The sequence below is a fragment of the Arthrobacter oryzae genome (genome assembly GCF_003634095.1).
GTDB classification, from domain to species: Bacteria; Actinomycetota; Actinomycetes; order Actinomycetales; family Micrococcaceae; genus Arthrobacter; species Arthrobacter oryzae.
In genome coordinates this window covers 24,699-43,158 of the sequence record NZ_RBIR01000004.1, presented here as the reverse complement: position 1 = coordinate 43,158, position 18,460 = coordinate 24,699, and the positions used below count along the sequence as shown (strand labels likewise).

Sequence of the window (18,460 nt, the reverse complement as noted above, 5' to 3'; positions counted from 1 at the left end):
TCTGCCTCCACAGAGCACGGTCCGTCGGGCTGCCTTCGCCGCCCGCTCACAGTCACCCAGGAGAACTCCCCATGGACTCGACCGTCCACCGCCGGATTTCCGGTACCCCAGATCCAACCGGGCTAATTCCCCTAGCGCCGGCACTGCCCGCCGCTACGCTCTCCGCGGCATCAGACCCCGCCGCGCGCTTAGCTGCGCCCGTACGGCCCGCGCCCACACGCCCTGCCGCGCCGATTTCCGCCGCCAGGCCCGCGCCAAAAGTGCGACGCGCCCCGGCCCGCCCGGAACGCTCGGGGCCGCAGCCGCGCCCCGGGTGCAGGCCACGCCCGCCGTAACGCCGGTCACCGCTCCCGTCGAGGTCCTGTCACCGCCGGAGCGAGGTCGTTGGGTCCGCTGGGGGACCGAACGGCAACCACTTGCTCCGGCGGTAAGGCCCCTGCGGATGAGCGGCCGGCCAAGAACAACGCGGCCGTTCCGGGCTGCGGCGCGCCCCGACGAACGCTGCACGGCACGGGGCCGATACCCGGCCCCGTATTATTCTTTAGGAGCGCCACCGGGGCGCGCATGGAAGGTACAGGGACATTGTGGACAGTTCGCCCGTCAGCGTCACGGCGGAGCCCTTGGGCGGCCGCTACCAGCTGGGCGAGGTGATCGGCCGGGGCGGCATGGCCTCGGTCTACACTGCCAAGGACCTGAACCTGGGCCGCAACGTGGCGCTGAAGCTCTTCGCGCCGCAATCGGCCGATCCTGATGAGCTTCGCCGCCAGGAAGCCGAGATCGAGCTCCTGGCCACGTTGAACCATCCAAGCCTGGTGACACTGTTCGACGCCGGGACGGACACCCGCATTCCGAACGAGCCCCGGCCCTTCCTGACCATGGAGCTCGTGGACGGCCAGGACCTGCGCACCAGGATCCGCCACAGTCCGCTCCCGCTGGACGAGCTGGCCGTGGTGGGCGCCGGGATCGCGGACGCTCTCGCCTACGTCCACGGCCTCGGCATCGTCCACCGGGACATCAAACCCGCCAACATCCTGCTGGTGCCGGTCCGGCCCGGAGAGCCGCTTCGGCCCAAGCTCACAGACTTCGGCATCGCCCGCATCATCAACGGCACCCGGCTTACGGCCACGGGAACCATGGTGGGAACCGCCGCCTATCTCAGCCCCGAACAGGCCCGCGGCGCTGACCTCGGCCCCGCGAGCGACATCTACTCCCTGGGCCTCGTCCTGCTCGAATGCCTCAAAGGCGACGTCGAATACCCGGGGAGCGCCGTCGAATCCGCCGTCGCCCGCCTGCACCGCGCCCCCGCCATTCCGGATGCGGTTCCCGCCGAGTGGGCCCGGCTGATCCGGGCCATGACAGCCCTCGACCCGCTGGACCGCCCTTCCGCTGCCGAACTCGAGACAGCCCTGCGCCTAGCCCTGGTCTCCCCCGGGTCGTTGCCGGGGCCGCTCAAGGAAGAATCCACGCGGGTCCTGCCGGCCCCGCCATCGAGGCCACCACGGCCGCCGCAGACCCGCGCCGGGGCGGCAGAAACCCGGCACCTGAATCTGCCCGCCACGGAAACCCTACCGGCGCAGCCCACCCGCCGCCCCGCCCTCTCCCGCGGAACCGCATGGTTCTCCAGAACCCGGCTCCGCACACGCCTGGCCCTGATACTTGCCCTGGCTGCCGTCCTCGCCGCGGGGGCTGCGATCGCGGCCACTCTCTCCGCGCCGGAGCCTCCCACCGTTATCCCCTACCCCGCGGTCTCCGGCCAGCTCGGCGACCACCTGCACGATCTAGAGAAGAGCGTGGAACCATGAGCCGGCCGCGAACCATCCGGCGGGACCCCGACGGCGGCCGCCACCGGAAGCCCGTAGGACTCCTCGCGACCGTCCTACTGGCCGGGATGCTGGCGGCCTGCGGCTCCCCCGCACCGGAGCTGGACCGCAACACCGCCACACAGCTGCAGTCCCAGGTCCTGTCCGTCAGCCAGGCGGCGGCCGCCAATAATCCTGCGGCTACCCTGAAGCTCCTTGACGGGCTGCTCACACGCCTGGATGCTGCCGCCAGCAACGGCGAGGTGTCCTTCAAGCGCCACCAGAGCATCAAGTCAGCGATCGACGCCGTCCGGGCGGACCTGACCGCCCAGCAGGCGGCACGCGCGGCGGCTGAAAAAGCGGCGGCAGCCAAGGCGGCCGCCGCAAAAGCGGCCGCGGCCCAGGCGGCTGCGGAAAAGGCTGCGGCTGAACAGGCCGCAGCGGCCGCGGCGATCGCCCCGGCACCGGCACCGGCCGGGAACGGCGGCCCGAAGGCGAAGGGCAAGCACAGGGGCTGACCCCGCGCCGTCCGTCCCGGTCGATCCTTTCTCAGGCCGATCCTTTCTTAGGCCGATCATTCCTCGGGCAGCAGAACGCCCCGCGTCCCTTTCGGGAGGCGGGGCGTTCTGCATGACCGGACCGGGCTGCGCGGGCGCTGCCTGTCCGCCGGTGCGATCCTACTTGGTGAGCATCCCGAGGACTTCGCTGAACGTCGCCGAGGGGCGCATGACGGCGGTGACCTTGTCCTCGTCGGGGCGGTAGTAGCCGCCGATGTCGACCGGGGACCCCTGCACTGCCAGAAGCTCGCCGGTGATGGTCTCCTCGTTGGAGTCCAGCGCCCCGGAAACGGCGGCGAAAGCGGCGGCCAGCTCGGCGTCGTCGTTCTGGCGGGCCAGTTCCTGGGCCCAGAACTTGGCCAGGTAGAAGTGGCTGCCACGGTTGTCCAGCTCGCCGGCCTTGCGCTTCGGGGACTTGTCCTCCAGCAGGAACGTGCCGGTGGCGCGGTCCAGGGTGTCGGCCAGGACCTTGGCGCGGGCGTTGCCGGTGCTGGTGGCGAGGTGCTCGAAGCTCACGGCCAGGGCCAGGAATTCACCCAGGCTGTCCCAGCGCAGGTGGTTTTCCTTGAGCAGCTGCTGGACGTGCTTCGGGGCGGATCCGCCGGCGCCGGTCTCGAACAGGCCGCCGCCGTTGATCAGCGGGACCACCGAGAGCATCTTGGCGCTGGTGCCCAGTTCCAGGATGGGGAACAGGTCCGTGAGGTAGTCGCGGAGGACGTTGCCGGTCACCGAGATGGTGTCCTCGCCCTTGCGGAGGCGTTCGACCGTGAAGGCGGTGGCCTCCTCGGGGGACATGATGGCGATCTCCAGGCCCTCGGTGTCGTGGTCCTTGAGGTATTCCTCCACCTTGGCGATCATCCGGGCGTCGTGCGAGCGGCCCTTGTCCAGCCAGAAAACCGCGGGCGTGGCGGAGGCGCGGGCACGGGTGACGGCCAGCTTGACCCAGTCGCGGATCGGCACGTCCTTGGTCTGGCAGGCACGCCAGATATCGCCCGGGGCGACCTGGTGCTCGACCAGCACGGTGCCGGCGTCGTCGACGATCTGGACGGTGCCGGCGGACTGGATCTCGAAGGTCTTGTCGTGGCTGCCGTATTCCTCGGCGGCCTGGGCCATGAGGCCGACGTTCGGGACGGTGCCCATGGTGGTGGGGTCGAAGGCGCCGTGGGCGCGGCAGTCGTCGATGACAACCTGGTAGATGCCGGCGTAGCTGCTGTCCGGGAGGACGGCGAGCGTGTCGGCTTCCTGGCCGTCGCGGCCCCACATGTGGCCGGAGCTGCGGATCATGGCCGGCATCGAGGCATCGACAATCACGTCGGAGGGCACGTGCAGGTTGGTGATGCCCTTGTCGGAATCGACCATGGCCAGTTCCGGACCGTCGTTGAGGCCCTTCTCGATGGCTGCCTGGACGTCGCCGCGGATCTCCTCCGGGAGGTCCTCGAGGCCGTTCAGGATGGAGGCCAGGCCGTTATTCGGGCTCAAGCCGGCTGCGGCGAGCTGCTCGCCGTACGTGGCGAAGAGATCAGCGAAGTAGGCCTTGACGACGTGGCCGAAGATGATGGGGTCCGAGACCTTCATCATGGTGGCCTTCAGGTGGGCGGAGAACAGGACGCCCTCCTCCTTGGCCCGGGCAACCTGGGCGGCCAGGAACGCATCCAGGGCGGCGGCGCGCATCACGGTGCCGTCGATGACCTCGCCGGCCAACACCGGGAAGGCCCGCTTGAGGACCTTGACGGTGCCGTCGGCCTTGACGAGCTGGATCTTGATGTTGGTGTCCGCGTCGATGACCACGGACTTCTCGTTTGCGCGGAAGTCGTCAGAATCCATGTGGGCGACGTTGGTCTTCGACTCGGGAGACCATGCGCCCATGCTGTGCGGGTTCTGGCGCGCGTAGTTCTTGACCGAGAGCGGGGCGCGGCGGTCGGAGTTGCCCTCGCGCAGGACCGGGTTTACGGCAGAGCCCTTGATCTTGTCGAAGCGGGACCGGATGTCCGTTTCCTCATCCGAGGACGGGTTGTCCGGGTAATCCGGCAGGTCGTAGCCCTGGGCCTGGAGCTCCGCGATCGCGGCCTTCAGCTGGGGCACCGAGGCGCTGATGTTGGGCAGCTTGATGATGTTCGCTTCCGGCGTCTTGGCGAGGGCGCCGAGCTCGGCCAGGGCGTCGCTGACGCGCTGCTCTTCGGTGAGGTAGTCGCCGAAGGCGGCGATGATGCGGCCGGCCAGCGAGATGTCGCGGGTCTCCACTTCCACACCGGCCGTCGAGGCGAACGCCTCAATGATCGGCAAGAACGAATAGGTAGCCAGCATCGGCGCTTCGTCGGTGTGGGTATAGATAATCTTTGCCATTGCGCGGGCGTCTCCCTGAAGGTCTGGGTATTTCCGGAATCTTGTGTTATCTCAACACCCCTAACTTACCCGAGGTGCCCCGGTTGGCGCCTACCGGCGTCGTGCGCGGACGGGTGCGTGACATCCCCAACACCGATTAACAAGAATTGACAGATGACTTTACAGATTAGTCAAGTTGCCGTAGTTTCGTACCCATCCAGCGGCCGCCCCCGGCGGTCGGCTCGCTTTCCACCGGTTAGGACACCATGAGAACACCCAAGACTCTGGCCACCAGCCTGCTGACTCTTTCGGCCGCCGCCCTGCTGGCCCTCAGCGCCGCGGGGACGGCCACGGCCACCCCCGCGCCGGCCAAGGCACTGGCCTCCGCGTCCGATGTCACTAGCCACACCGTCACCGAAACGGGCGTCGCGGAATACTGGACCGCGGACCGGATGCGCAACGCCGTCCCCGGTGACGTCCTCGCCGGGAAGGCCATGAAGCGCGGCAAGTCCTCGAAGCCCGCGGCGGCACCGCTGGAGGGTGCCGCACCGAGCACCGTCGAGGCTGCGGCCCCGGCGCTTCAATCCCCGTCCCGGACGTCGCAGACGCTGCAGACCAAGGCCAATGCGAGCGAGTCGCCGGTCCCGCACATCGGCAAGGTCTTCTTCACCCTCGGCGGAACCAACTACGTGTGCTCCGGCAACTCGGTTGCCGCCGGCAACAAGAGCACCGTCACCACCGCCGGCCATTGCGTCAATGAGGGTCCGGGCGCCTTCGCCACCAAGTTCACGTTCGTCCCTGCGTACCTGAACGGCTCCGCCCCTTACGGCAAGTGGACGGCCAGGGCCCTCTACGCGCCCACGCAGTGGAGCTCCTCCGGCGACATGACCTACGACACCGGCTTCGCCGTGATGTCCACACTCAACGGCCAGTACCTCAGCGACGTCGTGGGCGGTTCCGGTCTGCAGTTCAACGCCGCCCGCGGCCTGAGCTACAAGTCCTTCGGCTACCCCGCGGCCGCCCCCTTCAACGGCGAGTCCCTCAAGAGCTGCTCCGGCACCGCCGCCAATGATCCCTACAACCCGCAGTTCAACACCCAGGGAATTCCGTGCAACATGACCGGCGGCTCCTCGGGCGGTCCGTGGTTCATCGGCACCAGCGCCTCGGGCTACCAGAACTCCATCAACAGCTACGGGTACGGCAGCAACTCCACCACGATGTACGGTCCGTACTGGGGCAGCGTCATCCAGCAGACCTACACCAGCGCGGCCGCGTCCTAGCCGCTCCCCCGTTCCGGCTCCCCCACCCCCGGGTTTAGCCGCCCCGGCTTCGGCTACCCAGCTTCAACTGCTCCAGCTTCAACCACCGCAGTTTCAACTACCCCAACGCGGGGTCACTCACGGCCTGTCTCCAGCAGAGGGGAGGGTCCGGGTGGCCCCGCGTTGGTGTTAATGGACGACGGCGGGACCACCCCGGGACATGCCCTCTTCCCGGGCCAAGCCCTGGACATATCCCCTATATGCCCAGGCCTTGGTCTGAAGAATGAGCATGTCCCACGGAGGCCTCCCACCAGCCCACTCCTCGCCGCGAAGAATGAGCATGTCCCACGGGGCGGCTCATTGAGCGGCCCCGTGGCACAAAAAATGGACATGTCCCCGGATTAGGGAGGGCATGTCCATTCTTTGTGCGGCAACTTTTCGCGCGGCTCCTCCTGTGGAGCTGAAACCGCGAATTCCTAGTGGAAGAAGTGCCGGGCTCCCGTGAAGTACATGGTGATGCCCGCGGCGTTGGCTGCGGCGATGACTTCCTCGTCCCGGACGGAGCCGCCGGGCTGGACCACGGCCCGGACGCCGGCGTCGATCAGGATCTGCAGGCCGTCGGCGAACGGGAAGAAGGCATCCGATGCCGCTACGGCGCCGCGGGCCCGCTCGGGGGCTCCGGACGCGTCCGCGTTCGATGCGCCGCCGGCGCCCTCGACCTCGGACTCCACAGTGACACCGAGCGAGTTGGCACGCTCGACGGCGAGCTTGCAGGAGTCGAGCCGGTTGACCTGGCCCATGCCGATGCCCACGGCGGCGCCGTTGTCGGCGAGCAGGATGGCGTTGGACTTGGCCGCGCGGCACGCGGTCCAGGCGAAGGCGAGGTCGGCCAGCGTGGCGGCGTCGGCGGCGTCGCCGGCGGCGAGGGTCCAGTTGGCGGGGTTGTCGCCGTCGGCGTCCACCTTGTCCGTGGCCTGCACCAGCATGCCGCCGGAGACCTGACGGAATTCGGTCGGGTAGCGCCCGTAGCCGTCGGGCAGGGCCAGGAGGCGGATGTTCTTCTTCTTGGACAGGATTTCCACGGCCTCGTCCTCGAAGCCCGGCGCGATGACCACCTCGGTGAAGATGCCGGCGACGGTGCGCGCCATGCCGGCGGTGACCGTGCGGTTCGCCGCGATGACGCCGCCGAACGCGGACACCGGATCGCAGGCGTGGGCTTTGGCGTGGGCGTCGGCGATCGGGTCCGCCGCGGCGGCGGACCCCACGGCCACGCCGCAGGGGTTGGCGTGCTTGATGATGGCGACTGCGGGCTCCGCGAAGTCAAACGCGGCGCGCAGGGCGGCGTCGGCGTCGACGAAGTTGTTGTAGCTCATGGCCTTGCCATGGATCTGGTCGGCTTGGGCGATGCCGGCCGGGGCGGCACGGTCCACGTACAGGGCGGCCTGCTGGTGCGGGTTTTCGCCGTAGCGGAGGACCTCGGAGCGTTCCAGGGCCAGGCCGGCGTAGGCGGGCCAGTCGATCACGCCGTCGCCGTCCTCGTCGAGGAACTGGCTGGCGGTCCAGGTGGCCACGGCGGTGTCGTAGGACGCGGTGTGCGCGAACGCCTTGGCGGCGAGCCGGCGCCGGGTCTTCAGGTCAAAGCCGCCCGAGGCGGCCGCCGCCACCACGGAATCGTACGACGCCGGGTCCACCACGATCGCGACGGCGGCGTGGTTCTTCGCGGCGGAGCGCACCATGGCGGGGCCGCCGATGTCGATCTGCTCGACGACGTCATCCGGCGCCGCGCCGGACTTCACGGTCTCCACGAACGGGTACAGGTTGACGACCACCAGGTCGAACGGCTCGATGTCCATGTCCGCCAGGGTCTGCATGTGGGCCGGGACGCGGCGGTCGGCGAGGATGCCGCCGTGCACGCGCGGGTGCAGGGTCTTGACGCGGCCGTCCAGCATTTCCGGGGAGCCGGTGACTTCCTCGACTTCCTGCACGGGGATCCCCGCGGCGGCGATCTTCTTGGCCGTGGAGCCGGTGGAGACGATCTTGACGCCGGCGTCGTGCAGACCCCGGGCGAGCTCCTCCAGACCCGTCTTGTCGTAGACCGAGATCAGCGCCCGGCGGATGGGCACTCGGTCGATGGATACACGGTCAAGCTGCGTGAAGCTCACAAAAGTCTCCGTCTTATATCGCGGCGGGGGCCGCGGGTGGTGGGGATGCGGCAAGTTTATCGCGTCCGGGCCCTCCGCCTCCCCGCGCGCCGGAGTGTGAAGCACGCACCGGTGCCGCCCGGGCCACGTAGAGTTTTCCCACAGGAGGCGATGATGAACACGTACACTACTGTGCCCACCGGCGAACAGGTGGTCCAGGAGCTGCCGTGGCGGTGGAAGGTCCAGGGCCGGATTTTCCTGATCGGCGGCCTGGGCTTCATGTTCGACGCCTGGGACGTCACCCTCAACGGCATCCTCATTCCGCTGCTGTCCAAGCACTGGTCGCTGAGCCCGGGCGACGCCGCCTGGATCGGCACCGCGAACCTGATCGGCATGGCCCTGGGCGCCTTCGTCTGGGGCACCGTCGCCGACACGATCGGGCGCAAGAAGGCCTTCACCGCGACCCTGCTGATCTTCTCCATCTTTACCGTGCTCGGCGCGGTGTCCCCCGATTTTCTGTGGTTCGTTGGCTTCCGCTTCCTGGCCGGGTTCGGCCTGGGCGGCTGCATCCCGGTGGACTATGCGCTGGTGGGCGAGTTCACGCCCCGCAAACAGCGCGGCCGGGTGCTCACGGCGATGGACGGCTGGTGGCCGATCGGCGCCGCCCTCTGCGGCTTCGTCTCCGCCGGCCTGATCGCGGCGTTCGCGGACTGGCGCCTGACCATGCTGGTGATGGTGATCCCGGCGCTGCTCGTGTTCTGGATCCGGCGCAGCGTCCCGGAGTCCCCGCTGTTCCTGATCCGCAAGGGCCGCCGCGACGAGGCCGCCAGGGTGATCGACAGCCTGGTCGAGGCCACCGGCGCCGAGGCCCGGGTCTACAGCCTGCCCGCGCCGCAGGATGCGCCGCGCCTGTCCGCCGGCAGCGCGTGGACACAGCTGCGTGCGCTCTGGCAGTTCAGCTGGAAGATCACGACGGCGGCGTGGGCCCTGTTCTTCAGCATCCTGCTGGTCTACTACCTGTCGCTGACGTGGATGCCCCGGATCCTGATCGGCGCCGGGTTCGAGGAATACAAGGCCTTCCTCACCACCGCCTCGATGGCTGCCGTCGGGCTCCTCGGCGTCGTTGTGGCCGCCGTGCTGGTGGAACGGGTGGGCCGCAAGTGGATCCTGGCCATCACCGGCCCGCTGTCCGCCCTGACCCTGGTGATCGTCGCGATCGTGGTGGACATCCCGACGGCGGCCGTGTTCTGGCTGCTGGTGTTCGGCTTCGTGGTGCAGGTGGCCATCCCCGTGCTGTATGCCTACGTCTCCGAGCTGTACCCCACGGAGCTCCGCAGTTCCGGCTTCGGCTGGGCCTCGACGTTCTCCCGGCTCGGGGCCGGATTCGGTCCGCTGATCTTCGCGGCGTTCCTCTGGCCGGAACTGGGGCTGGCGACGTCGTTCGCGCTGGCCGGCGGACTGGTGCTGCTGTCCGTGCTGTGGATGGCGTTCTTCGCCCCCGAAACCAAGCAGCGCCGCCTCGAGTAGGCCTGCCCGCCACCCCGTGTTGCGCTATCACTTAAAGCGGTTCTGGGCGCTGAGAACCACGTTAGGTGATAGGGCAACGGGGAAATCAGCCGGGGTGGGGCTCCGCGGCTGCGCCCCGGCCTAGGGTTCACAGGCTCCCCGCTGCTCCTGAACGTACGACGGCGCCCCTCAGCTTTGTTGCCGGGGGGCGCCGTCGCGTTTGTGCTGCGTTGGGAACTACTGGATGCAGATCGCGTAAACCGAGAAAGCCGACGAGCTCGCCGTCTTGCTCTGGGTTACTGTCCAGCCGGTGGGCGTCCCGGTGGCTGGGAACGGGACGCTTGAGGCCACCGAGTTTGAGCTACTTTCGTTGATGGTGAAGCCTCCGCCCACCGCGACCCGGCCGGGCGCGCAACTCGCCGTGGCCGACTTGTTCGTTCCGGTGCCAGCGGCGGTGACAACCGTCACGCTCGTGGACGCTGCCGCCCCCGGAGCACCCGCCGCGCCGGCAGGACCAACGGCTCCGGCCGCGCCGACAGCGCCTGTTGCACCAATCGCACCTGGCGTGCCGTCAGCGCCCTTCGCGCCGGCAGGACCAACTGCTCCGGCCGCGCCGACAGGGCCCGTGGCACCGGTGTCGCCCTTGTCGCCCTTGTCGCCCTTGATGCCTGCCGGGCCTTCCGGTCCCATCACACCCGCCGGGCCTATTGCACCCGCGGGGCCCACTGCACCGGGAGCACCCGTGAGGCCGAGCATCCCCATCAAGCCCTGGGCACCAGGGGCGCCGGCTTCACCCGGAGCACCCGGTGCGCCGGTTTCACCGGGAGTACCCGGAGCACCCGTGAGGCCGATGAGCCCCATCAATCCCTGCGGTCCCGCCGGCCCCACGGCTCCGGTTTCGCCGACGTCGCCCTTATCGCCTTTGAGGCCCTGGACGCCTTCGGGGCCCATCGGTCCCATTGCGCCGGTTTCACCGGTCGCTCCTGTGAGGCCAAGGAGACCCATCAATCCCTGCTCACCCCGGGCGCCCGTTGCACCGACTGCCCCGGTTTCGCCAACATCACCCTTGTCACCCTTGGCGCCGGCAGTGCCCTGGGCGCCGGTGGCCCCGGTGTCACCCGTCGCACCCTGGGCGCCGGTTGCACCAACTGCGCCGGTTTCGCCGACGTCGCCCTTGTCACCCTTGGCACCGGCAGTGCCCTGAGCGCCTGTCGCGCCCGTGTCACCCTTCTCGCCCTGAGCACCCGTAGCGCCCGTCGCACCCTGGGCGCCGGTTGCACCCACTGCGCCGGTTTCGCCGACATCGCCCTTGTCACCCTTGGCGCCGGCAGTGCCCGTCGCTCCGGTGGCGCCCGTGTCACCCTTCTCGCCCTGAGCGCCAGCCGCACCGGCAGCACCCGTATCGCCCTTGGCCCCGGCGTCACCCTGAGCGCCAGCCGCTCCGGCTGCGCCCGTATCGCCCTTGTCACCCTTGGCCCCGGTGTCACCCTGAGCACCGGCCGCTCCGGCTGCGCCCGTATCGCCCTTGTCGCCCTTGGCCCCGGTGTCACCCTGAGAGCCAGCCGCGCCAGCCGCACCCGTGTCGCCCTTGGCCCCGGCGTCACCCTGAGCACCAGCTGCACCGGCAGCACCCGTATCGCCCTTGGCTCCGGCGTCACCCTGAGCGCCGGCCGGACCCATCGCACCCGTCGCTCCCGTCGCGCCGGCGGGACCCATCGCACCGACAGGTCCGGTCAGCCCGATGGCACCCATCGCACCGGGAGGACCGGTCAGACCGGTGAGGCCCATAAGCCCCTGGATTCCCTGCGCTCCGGTCGGCCCCACGGCACCGGTGGCCCCGGCAACGCCCTTGGCACCGGCTGGGCCCGTGGCCCCAGCCGGACCAACAGCGCCCGTGGCGCCGGTGGCGCCCTTGGCACCGGCCGGACCTTGCAGCCCCTGAATCCCCTGACGGTTCCAGGAAATCGCGGTCTCGCGCCTGTCGCAGCTCATGCCAGCGGAGAGCACACGGAGGTCGCCGTTGTTCTTGTTGTAACAGCCCTTGATCTCGCCGGTGGCGGTCGCCGTTGACCCTGCGGCATAAACGACGGCGCCCGTCCCGAGGACGAGCGCCGCTGTGAGGCAAATAACTTTCGGACTGTTCTTGACCATGCTAAATGACGACATGAAGGCCCCCTGATTAGAACGCGAGTGGTTTAGACGGCGCCAGACTATGACCTAATTCACACCACAACCAGCGATCCTGCGCCTTGCCGCTACCCGTCTTTTGTCAGGAGTACTTGTCTTTCAAATGCCCCTACTTGGGTCTTATGCCCCTAGCGCAGATTCGGCGGCGAGAGAGGCCAGCGTGGAAACCAGTAGCCGGCGCTCCACCACCTTGATGCGCTCGTGCAGGGATTCCTCGGTCTCGCCCTCCCTGACCGCCACGGCCTCCTGCGCGATGATGGGGCCCGTGTCCACTCCGGCGTCGGCCCAGTGCACCGTGCAGCCGGTGACTTTCACGCCGTAGGCGAGGGCATCGCGGACCCCGTGGGCTCCCGGGAAGGACGGCAGGAGCGCCGGGTGAGTGTTGAGGTACTTGCCGCCGAACGCGTCGATGAAGCCTGCGCTGACAATGCGCATGAAGCCTGAGGACACCACCACATCCGGGGCATAGGCTGCCACCGCCTCGGTCAGTGCGGCATCCCAGGCCGCCCGGTCCGGGTAGGCCTTGAAGTCCACCACGAACGTGGGAATCCCGGCGGCGGCGGAGCGCTCCACCCCGAAGGTCCCCGGCCGGTCGGCGCCCACGGCGGCGATCTCGACGTCGAGATCGCCGGACTTCACGGCATCAATCACTGCCTGGAGGTTGGAGCCGGTGCCGGAGACGAGGACAACTATGCGCATGGTCCTAGCTTATGGGGCTGCTCGCGTAGGCTGGAAAACATGAATTCCCCCACGGACCCCGGCTCCGGCCAGCCGGGCCGGCAGCCGGGCGCCCCGGCGTCCAAGAAGTCCCCGCAGCTGACCCACACCCTCTTCCGGCTGTTCGTGGTGGCGGTCCTGGGCTCGTTCTTCGTCTTCCAGCTCGACGTCAACTACCTGTGGCTGACCGCTCTGCTGACGGCGGCCGCATTTGCGCTGGGCATCGTCCTGCTGGTCCGGGCGGTGAAGTACAAGGAGTCGCGGCTGGTGCTGTTCGGCACGATTTCCGGGCTGGTGGTCTCGGCGGTCATGCTGCTGGTAATTCTGGCCTCGACCCTGTTCTTCACCCAGATCCGCGACTACCAGCACTGCGTTCGGCAGGCCCTGACGGAGCAGTCAACCTCAGCGTGCAGGACCCAACTGCAGAACGCCATGCCCACCCAGTTTCGCTAGACGCGGTAGCGATAGGCCGGCCGGGTTAGCGGTTGCTGACCGTCTCCAGGTCCGCCTCATGCAAGCGCTGCTGGCGTTCCAGCCAGGGACCGGCCGCATAGCCGATCACGACGCCGATCCCCACCTCCGCGGCCACAAACAGGGCTGTGCTGAGCGGGTCGGGGCCGATGTCCGTCAGCCGTCCGATGCCGGCGGATCCGCGGGCAAGCCAGGCAAGCCCGGCGGCGAGCAGTCCGGAGACGGAGCCGATCACCGCGCCCAGCACCAGGGTGGAGGCCGTGGCCGTAAACCAGCGGGCCCGGATCTTGATGGACAGCCATTCGTCGAAGTGGTTTTCGCCTTCGCGCAGGAACCACCAGCCGGCCAGCAGACCGGCGAGCACCGGCACCACGAGGGCCGCGAAGCCAAATTCAAGCGCCCCGGACGGCAGTGCGGCGAACACGGGAACTGACGGCAGCGGCCCCACGGCGGTCCCGAGGGCCCCGGCCGCCGAGCCGGTTCCCAGGGCGAACCCGGCACCAGAGATCCAGGCCAGGCCAAACACCACGAGGTTGGGCAGGAAGCCCAGCTGCACAATCGTGAGGACGGCGCCGCCGGGGGCACCGGCGTCGAGCCCTTCATAGACGGCCACCACGAGGTTCCAGTGAATAAAGAGGTCGACGGCGAGCAGCCCCGCCGACATCGCCAGGCTCGCCATTAGCGCCACCCAGCCGGCCTTGATGGCCGACCCCAGATAGGAGCCGGCCCAGCGGGAGTGCTGGCTGGTCCGGGCAAGCCAGGCCACGGCGTCGACGCCGATCAGCCGGCTCCACGAGCCGGCCTCGCGGCGGGCGCCCACCACCATGCCCAGCCCGAACGGGATGAGCGGAATTAACGCGGCGGCCCAGAGGCTGATGCCGACCTCGGCCGTGCGGCAGACGAAGCCCGTGGCGATCCCGAAAGCGGCATACACCAGCCAGGAGCCGAGCAGTGCCTGCCAGAGCTGGTCCGTGTAGGAGGCGCGGGCGAGCCGCCGCCCGGCGCGCCAGGCCAGCAGGAACGGGATGAGGGTCAGCCCCAGCGGAATGAGTGAGAGTGTGCCGGATTCCGGGCGCGCGGCCGCGCCGACCCCGGGGGTATCCAGCAGCAGCGGCACACCGTGGATCAGCAGCCAGGCCTGGCCCGCCAGGCTCGCCAGGACGTCGAAGCCGCTGTGCTGGAACCCGGCGGTGGCCCAGACCGTCACGATCGGCGCCACCACCACGAGCGCGGAGATGACCGCGGCCTGGGCGGATTCAAGGGCGCCCTGCAGCCACAAAGGCATGGGCAGGCCACGTTGTCCGGTCTGATCAGCGCGCAGTTTCATCGAGATCCATGGTGCCACGTGCCCGGCATCCGGCCCGTTATCGACAGGCACAATGCCCGGATCGGCGGAATTCGCCTGCCCCGGCCGCCGGAGCTTTTTCCATACCCGGGTCGTAAAATTGTTATGTCCGCAATCAGTGGTTGGAGGCAGAAATGACTACCGCATCTCCTCATGCCCATGGCGTTCATTTTGGTCGGACAGATGTACAGAACGTTGGCATGGGTGTAGGTATCGTCCTTATCGTCGTGGGCATCTTGGGGTTCATCCCGGGCATCACGACGCACTACAGCGAGCTAAGGTTCTTCGGGCCTGATTCCAAGGCCTTGTTCCTGAACCTGTTCCAGGTGTCGATGTTGCTGAACATCGTTCAGCTCGCGATCGGCGCCACCGGCTTGACCATGTCCCGGACCGCCATGGGCGCCCGGAATTTCCTCATGGGCTCCGGCCTGCTGTACATCGTCCTGGGCATTTACGGGTTCATCGTCGGCATTGATTCGGCGGCCAACTTCCTGTCGCTGAACACCATGGACAATTGGGCCTTTATGGTGATGGGCATCGTGATGGCCGGCGCAGGCTGGCTGATGACGAGGCACCTTTCCGAAGACGTACAAACCCGGTCATCAACCCCCGGGACCTAGGGAGCCGCGAATGAGTAACGTTTCATAGATTCGAAAAAATTCGTACTACCTGCTGGTGCAGTGGCTTAGCGGAAACGCGGCGGCTGCACCAGCTTTCCTTATGCCGCACGGAAGGCCGGGACCTGTGGGTCCCGGCCTTCGTGATGACTCCTGAACAGCCGCGGGCGCTTGACCGGCCGCGGGCGCTGGCGATGGGGCCGGCGGTCCAGCTGGTGCTAGTTCGGGCTTTCCGCCACGCGGGGCGGAAGGGTGTCCCATTCGGTTTCCGCGGCCCGCATCCAGGGGAAGGGCAGCAGATCCTTGATCCGGATCTTTCCCACCTCGCCCTCGGCATCGACCAACACAGACGTCTCGGTCCCGTAGGAACGCAGCAGTTCCCGGCAGAGGCCACAGGGGTTCGTGACCTGGGGCTGTCCCTGACCGTCCATGCTGACAGCCACCACGGAGTGGATGGCCGCCTCCTGCGCCATGCGCGCATTGGCGAGGGCGCTGGACTCGGCGCACACATTGATTCGCTTCGAGCCAATGTGCAGTCCGAGGTAGATGGCCCCGGACGCACCGCGCATGGCGGCAGCCACCCGGTGATTCTCGCTGTGATGGGCGGTCAGCAACAACCGACGCGCGGCCTCGTAAAGCTCCACGTCTGACCCGCTGAGTTCAAAGGAGATGGTGTTTGCCTCCGATCCGCTTCGGTCCGGGCTACTGGCGTCCATGAGAGTCCCTACTTTCCTGTGTTCCTTTTTGCCGGTCGCTTTGGGCCGGTCCCCTTTTTGCCGGTCCCCTACCGGACCTGCCTACCGGTCCTGCTTGCCGGTGCTGCTTGCCGGTCCTACCTGCCGACGAAGATGCCGTTTTTCTGCCGTGCCAGCAGGTAGAAGACGATGCTGAGCGCGGACAGGACAGCCACGTAGACGGGGAAGATCCAGGACGCGTTCAGGGACTGGAGCCAGACCAGGAGGTAGGAGGCCGTGCCGCCGAAGAGCGCGACGCCCAGGCCGTAGCCGAGGGCCGTCCCGGCGCCGCGGCAGTTCTTCGGCATGAGGGAACTGGTGACCACGTTGTACAGGGTCATGTTCAGGACCAGCACCACGGAGCCGCCGAGGAGCACGGCCGCGAAGCCGGCGATGCCCGGCCGGACGTACATCAGCATCAGGAAGACGGACGGGATGGACAGAGCACGGGTGATCAGGAACCACTTGGACATCGACTTGCCGTCGGCCACTCTGCTGATGATGAGGCTTCCGACCACCAACACGACGCCGAGGACGGTGGTGAGGGCGAAGACGGCGGTCGCGTCCTCTTTGAAGCCGGTGCGGGCCGCCGTCGGGAGGCCGGTGTTCCAGGCGTAGTTGTAGGCCTGGGCCGCGCCCACGACGAAGGTGATGGCCAGCACGCTCAGCCAGTGCTTGCGCACCCCGCCCCAGACCACCTTCGCGGAGTTGTCCGCCAGTTCCTCGGGCTTCATGGTCTCGGGAAGGGTCCGGCGCAGGTAGACCACGACGAAGCCGAAGGCCGCGCCGACCACGAAGGGCACACGCCACCCCCAGTCGGCCATGACCGCGCCGCCGAGCAGCAGGCTCGAGAGGTAGCTGACCAGCGAGGCGAGCAGGATGCCGGCGTTGACGTAGAAGGAGATGATGCCCGCCACGAACCCCTCGCGGCCTTCGGGGAGGAGCTCGACGGCGTGAGCGGTGGACAGCGGAGCCTCAACACCCGTGGAGATGCCCTGAATGATGCGGCAGACCAGCAGGATGACGCCGGCGGCGCCGCCGATCTGCTCGTAGGTGGGGCACAGGGCAATGATCAGGGTGGTGCCGGCCATCATCATGATGGACCAGAGCATCACCCGCCGTCGTCCGATCCTGTCGGCCAGGGTACCGAGCAGGATTCCGCCCAGCGGACGGAAGGCGAAGCCGACGGCGAAGACTGCCAGGGCGCTCAGCGTGGCGGCAACCGGGTCCTGCGAGGGGAAGAACTTTGGGCCGATGAACGCCGACAGGAGGCCAAAGACCATCCAGTCGTACCATTCCAGAGTGTTCCCCAGCCCGAGGCCCAGCAGCCCGCGGCGGATTTCCGGAGAGAGCCGGGACTTCCGGCCGCTCTCCAGGTCAATCTTGACGACAGTGTCAGTCATGATACTTTTCCTTCCCCCGCGCCTTCGGGGCGCGGGAGGGTACGGATCACCGGCCGACACCCTGGTGGGGGTCGCCGGTAATCGAAACTATCGTTTGGCTTGGTCCGCGGGGGCGGGACCGGTTCACCCCATGGGAGGTGAGTTAGCCCAGATAGCTACGCATGCCTCTTCGTAGCGATTGAATGCAAACGGGCCATCCAGCTCGGCAATAAGGAACGTATCCCTGGGGAACGTGTCAATAGTTGGCCGGCCAACATCAGGCTTGCGGATGGCTTGGCAGATGCCACTGCATCAGTAAAAGGGAGCGAACACGAACCCGGACCGGGCGCACCTTCCGCCAGAAGGCCGTTGCGCCCCGTCCGTGTTCGCCTAGCGTCGAACCCTTAGTGTTGCGGCTCACACAACTATATTGAAGATCTTCACGGAGTCAATGGTTTTGGGGAAAATGCGCCCCCACCTCGGACGATGCCGCCGGGACCCGCGAAGACAGCGCGCGAAAGGCGCGGAAAACCCGCGGAAACCCGGCGGAAACCCGGCGCGGATCCCCGCCCCGAACCCGCATGGGCCCCGCGCAGGTCCCGCACCCTCGACGCCTGCAGTAGGGGCCGAAGCTGCAAGAATTTTCCCAAAACCATTGATTCGCTAAAAGTTTTCACTATAGTTATGTGTGTTAGCTCACCGAGAGAAAGTCTGACCATGGCCAACGAGAGCGTCACGGGATCTTCCCCCGCCGGCACGAGCGTCCTTCTTGCCACCGTAGGCAATAAGGTCCGCAACATGCGCAAGGACAAAGGGATGACCCTTGCCAAGCTCTCGGAAGTCACCGGCCTCAGCCCGGCGATCGTAAGCCAGATCGAACGCGGCCTGGCCAATCCGTCCTTCACCACCTTGGCGCAGCTGGCGCACGGCCTGGACATCCCGGTGGGAAAGTTCTTCCTCGGACAGGAAGAAACCCGTTCCCCCGTGGTCCGCAAGGCCGAGCGGCGAAACCTCAAAGGCGTCACCAAGAAATCCGTGGGTGAGGCCGTCTATGAGCTGCTCACCCCCGACCTCAACGGTGCGCTGGAGGCCCAATGGATCGTGAGTCCGCCAGGCCACGACACCAGCGCCACTCCTTTCCGGCACAGCGGCGAGGAATTCGGCATCATTCTCTCCGGCCGGAAAGACATCTTCCTGGACGGCGAGTGCTACACCTTGGAGGAAGGCGATTCGATCACCTTCTCTTCGGATACGCCCCACTGGTACAAAAACAGCTACGAAGAGGTCTGCGTAGCGATCTGGGTCAACGCACCTCACGCGTGGTGATCAGCCGGCTCTAGCCGCCGTCGCCGTTATCCGGTCCGGACACGTCAGTGTCCGCCGGAACCTTATCTGCACTCCGCATCAAGGCCCGTCAGGGGCC

The 18,460-nt window shown here is 67.7% G+C and carries 14 protein-coding genes; 7 read left to right on the top strand and 7 right to left on the bottom strand.

The annotated features are described in order from the left end of the window. The first annotated feature begins 581 nt into the window (after window positions 1-581). Together C8D78_RS10440 and C8D78_RS10435 are read left to right on the top strand one after the other, a co-directional pair. Window positions 582-1,802: a serine/threonine-protein kinase gene (locus C8D78_RS10440; RefSeq protein WP_167467902.1), complete on the top strand. Its 1,221-nt coding sequence runs from the start codon at window positions 582-584 to the stop codon at window positions 1,800-1,802. After that, the gene (locus C8D78_RS10435; protein ID WP_244208351.1) at window positions 1,799-2,317 is read left to right on the top strand and encodes a mucin-associated surface protein; all 519 of its coding nucleotides are present in this window, start codon (window positions 1,799-1,801) and stop codon (window positions 2,315-2,317) included. Before C8D78_RS10440 ends, C8D78_RS10435 begins: the two co-directional genes overlap by 4 nt. Before the next feature lie 159 nt (window positions 2,318-2,476). On the opposite strand, the gene C8D78_RS10430 is transcribed toward C8D78_RS10435, so the two are convergent. Beyond that, window positions 2,477-4,699 carry an NADP-dependent isocitrate dehydrogenase gene (locus tag C8D78_RS10430; RefSeq protein ID WP_120953424.1) on the bottom strand — a complete coding sequence of 741 codons (2,223 nt, stop codon included), beginning with the start codon at window positions 4,697-4,699 and terminating at the stop codon, window positions 2,477-2,479. Window positions 4,700-4,944: 245 nt separating this feature from the next. On the opposite strand from C8D78_RS10430, the gene C8D78_RS10425 reads away from it, so the two are divergent. Continuing rightward, window positions 4,945-5,958: a trypsin-like serine peptidase gene (locus tag C8D78_RS10425; protein ID WP_120953421.1), complete on the top strand. Its 1,014-nt coding sequence runs from the start codon at window positions 4,945-4,947 to the stop codon at window positions 5,956-5,958. A 455-nt stretch (window positions 5,959-6,413) separates the two neighbouring features. Here the strand turns inward: C8D78_RS10425 and purH are convergent, their stop codons facing one another. Then, complete coding sequence (gene purH / locus C8D78_RS10420) at window positions 6,414-8,099, bottom strand: bifunctional phosphoribosylaminoimidazolecarboxamide formyltransferase/IMP cyclohydrolase (protein WP_120953418.1); 1,686 nt, start codon at window positions 8,097-8,099, stop codon at window positions 6,414-6,416. Between the two features lie 153 nt (window positions 8,100-8,252). Between purH and C8D78_RS10415 the strand changes: the two genes are divergently transcribed. Then, window positions 8,253-9,605 carry an MFS transporter gene (locus C8D78_RS10415; protein WP_120953415.1) on the top strand — a complete coding sequence of 451 codons (1,353 nt, stop codon included), beginning with the start codon at window positions 8,253-8,255 and terminating at the stop codon, window positions 9,603-9,605. Between the two features lie 216 nt (window positions 9,606-9,821). Here the strand turns inward: C8D78_RS10415 and C8D78_RS20065 are convergent, their stop codons facing one another. Both C8D78_RS20065 and purN read right to left on the bottom strand, forming a co-directional pair. Beyond that, window positions 9,822-11,750, bottom strand: a complete 1,929-nt coding sequence (locus C8D78_RS20065) for a collagen-like domain-containing protein (RefSeq protein ID WP_147429581.1) — start codon at window positions 11,748-11,750, stop codon at window positions 9,822-9,824. Between the two features lie 141 nt (window positions 11,751-11,891). Further along, on the bottom strand, window positions 11,892-12,470 hold the full coding sequence (gene purN, locus C8D78_RS10400; RefSeq protein WP_120953412.1) for a phosphoribosylglycinamide formyltransferase: 579 nt from the start codon (window positions 12,468-12,470) through the stop codon (window positions 11,892-11,894). Window positions 12,471-12,509: 39 nt separating this feature from the next. Between purN and C8D78_RS10395 the strand changes: the two genes are divergently transcribed. Then, window positions 12,510-12,941: a hypothetical protein gene (locus tag C8D78_RS10395; protein ID WP_120953410.1), complete on the top strand. Its 432-nt coding sequence runs from the start codon at window positions 12,510-12,512 to the stop codon at window positions 12,939-12,941. A gap of 25 nt (window positions 12,942-12,966) precedes the next feature. On the opposite strand, the gene C8D78_RS10390 is transcribed toward C8D78_RS10395, so the two are convergent. Next, a complete protein-coding gene (locus tag C8D78_RS10390) occupies window positions 12,967-14,286 on the bottom strand; it encodes a cell division protein PerM (RefSeq protein ID WP_120953407.1) in 1,320 nt (439 codons plus the stop codon). Window positions 14,287-14,504: 218 nt separating this feature from the next. Here C8D78_RS10390 and C8D78_RS10385 point away from each other — a divergent pair, with 218 nt between their 5' ends. Beyond that, window positions 14,505-14,924 (top strand): DUF4383 domain-containing protein, encoded by a 420-nt coding sequence (locus tag C8D78_RS10385; protein ID WP_244208350.1) that lies wholly within the window; start codon window positions 14,505-14,507, stop codon window positions 14,922-14,924. 215 nt (window positions 14,925-15,139) lie between these two features. On the opposite strand, the gene C8D78_RS10380 is transcribed toward C8D78_RS10385, so the two are convergent. Together C8D78_RS10380 and C8D78_RS10375 are read right to left on the bottom strand one after the other, a co-directional pair. Continuing rightward, a complete protein-coding gene (locus tag C8D78_RS10380; protein WP_120953401.1) occupies window positions 15,140-15,637 on the bottom strand; it encodes a cytidine/deoxycytidylate deaminase family protein in 498 nt (165 codons plus the stop codon). Window positions 15,638-15,753: 116 nt separating this feature from the next. Further along, window positions 15,754-17,058: an MFS transporter gene (locus C8D78_RS10375; RefSeq protein ID WP_120953398.1), complete on the bottom strand. Its 1,305-nt coding sequence runs from the start codon at window positions 17,056-17,058 to the stop codon at window positions 15,754-15,756. Between the two features lie 696 nt (window positions 17,059-17,754). Here C8D78_RS10375 and C8D78_RS10370 point away from each other — a divergent pair. Continuing rightward, window positions 17,755-18,363, top strand: a complete 609-nt coding sequence (locus C8D78_RS10370; protein ID WP_120953395.1) for a helix-turn-helix domain-containing protein — start codon at window positions 17,755-17,757, stop codon at window positions 18,361-18,363. The last annotated feature ends 97 nt before the right edge of the window (window positions 18,364-18,460 follow it).